This is a genomic window from Campylobacter sp. IFREMER_LSEM_CL1097, from assembly GCF_025772225.1.
In the GTDB taxonomy this organism is placed as follows: Bacteria; Campylobacterota; Campylobacteria; order Campylobacterales; family Campylobacteraceae; genus Campylobacter_D; species Campylobacter_D lari_D.
Genome location: NZ_JAKMRT010000040.1, coordinates 1 through 1,913 on the forward strand (window position 1 = coordinate 1; position 1,913 = coordinate 1,913).

The window sequence follows — 1,913 nt, forward strand, 5'->3', positions numbered from 1 at the left end:
TTTTATATCTAATTAATATTTTTTAGATATAATTTCAATATCATTAAAATATAACGAACATATTTAAAAAATATATCAAGGATATAAAATGAAAAAAGTAGTTTTAGGGTTAGCTTCTCTTAGTCTTATTGTTTTTTTAGGTGCTTGTTCATCAGAGCCTAAGTCTATGGAATATTTTAAAGATGTTAAAAATGAAAAAGAATTAAAAGATACTTTAAAATATTGTAAAGATAATAGAGACTCTATACTAAAAGATAAAACTTCAAAAGAATATATAGAATGTGAAAATGCTTTTAAAGCAGATATAGGTAAATCAATGGGGAAAGAGCCTTTGGATTATGGCGAGCTTAGAAAAAAATATGATAAAGAAGCTGATGCTTTGTTTGACTAAATAGGAGTGAAAAATGAGTAGTGTTTAGCTACTCGTTTTTATTATTCCTATAAATTTACATATTATTCCTATAAATTTTTTAAATTTTTTAAATTTTTTTTTATTAGTATCAGTATTATTAATATTGATTTTAGCATTACTTATGCTTATTTCAGAATTATCTTTACTTTCTCCAATTTCTAAATTTTCAAGATCTTTTCTAGAATTGTTTATGATTATAGTTGCGTTATCGGCAATAATTTTACTATCCTTATCAGCTTTAAGTAGAGTTATTTTACTGCCCTTTTTTTCAGCTGTAATTTCTAAATTTTCTTTCTTTTTCCCAAAAAGTGAAAAACTAAACATAACATTTTATCCTTATGTGAAAATATTTTTGATATTTTACTATAAATTAAATAAAATATCTACCCAATATCAATAATATATGATATAAATAGTTAATATAAATATTAACTAGAGATTTTAATCCCTAGTTAATTCTTTATCAGAATTTTCTTTTTTTAGGCATACTACTTTACCCCTAAACATCTGCATTTTAATTTCTTTTGTTACAAATTCTAACCCTTTTAAAAGCATTAAATCATTAAAATCACTCATACCTTGAGAGCTTTGCTCTTGTGTAAAATTTGGTAAAATTACACTAACATTAGAATATTTTTCTTTAATTTCTAAAGCTGTTTTTTTACCTGTATTTTCTAATCCTTTTAATTCTTTTTTTACATCATTATCAGCAAATATTGTGATATTTTTATCAGGATAGAGAGTATTTAGTTTTTTAACCACACTTTCTAAATTACCAGCATCTACTGCCATAATGATAGGTTTATTTAAAGCTTTATACAAAGTAGCACCAGTAGCAAAACCTTCACATAAATAAAATTCTTTTAAATTATGAAGTGTTTTAGCTCCTATAATATGAAAACAACCTTGTTTTTTTGCAAGATATTCCACACCTTGATCTTTTTCTTCTTGAGTTTTAATTACCCCTATGATTTTATCTCCATTTGAAAATATTCTTTGAAGTGACCATAATTTTCCATTTTCATCTTTTAAAGGAATTAATAATGAACCCATTTTATCTTGTTTAAGATAAAAGTTTTCATCAAAGCCTTTTTTCTTTAAGTAAGCATGGTTAGAATTAGCCCATCTTGCATTATTATACTCATCTTCTAATTTTAAGGCAGTTTTTTCTTGTAAGGCTAAAATTTCTTTTTCTCTAAGCTCTTGATCTTTTTTTATTTGATTATGTAATTCTTGAGAGCTTTTTAAATTACCATTATAGTTTTTTTCTACTTGCATTTTCCAATTTTTCTTTATGCCTGTTTTAAAATTTTGTATAAAACCTGCAGGAAAATTGTTATTTAAATATCCAATATAAGCACCACTTAATTCTCTACCTTTATCATTAGTAGTTTTTACTCTATGAATTTTACCATCCATAATAGGTAAATTATCTATAATTAATCCTTCTTCTTCAAGTGATTTTTTAAATGATTGAAGGGCTAGGGAGGTGTTGGTTGAA

3 protein-coding genes are annotated in these 1,913 nt (G+C 24.5%); 1 reads left to right on the forward strand and 2 read right to left on the reverse strand.

The window, feature by feature from the left end:
- The first annotated feature begins 88 nt into the window (after positions 1-88).
- Positions 89-391 (forward strand): EexN family lipoprotein, encoded by a 303-nt coding sequence (locus L8W64_RS08775; protein ID WP_049984626.1) that lies wholly within the window; start codon positions 89-91, stop codon positions 389-391.
- A gap of 24 nt (positions 392-415) precedes the next feature.
- Here L8W64_RS08775 and L8W64_RS08780 read toward each other — a convergent pair whose 3' ends face one another.
- Positions 416-736, reverse strand: a complete 321-nt coding sequence (locus tag L8W64_RS08780; RefSeq protein WP_263673538.1) for a hypothetical protein — start codon at positions 734-736, stop codon at positions 416-418.
- 117 nt (positions 737-853) lie between these two features.
- Positions 854-1,913: toprim domain-containing protein (locus L8W64_RS08785; RefSeq protein ID WP_263673539.1), on the reverse strand; the 1,060-nt coding region annotated here is incomplete at its 5' end.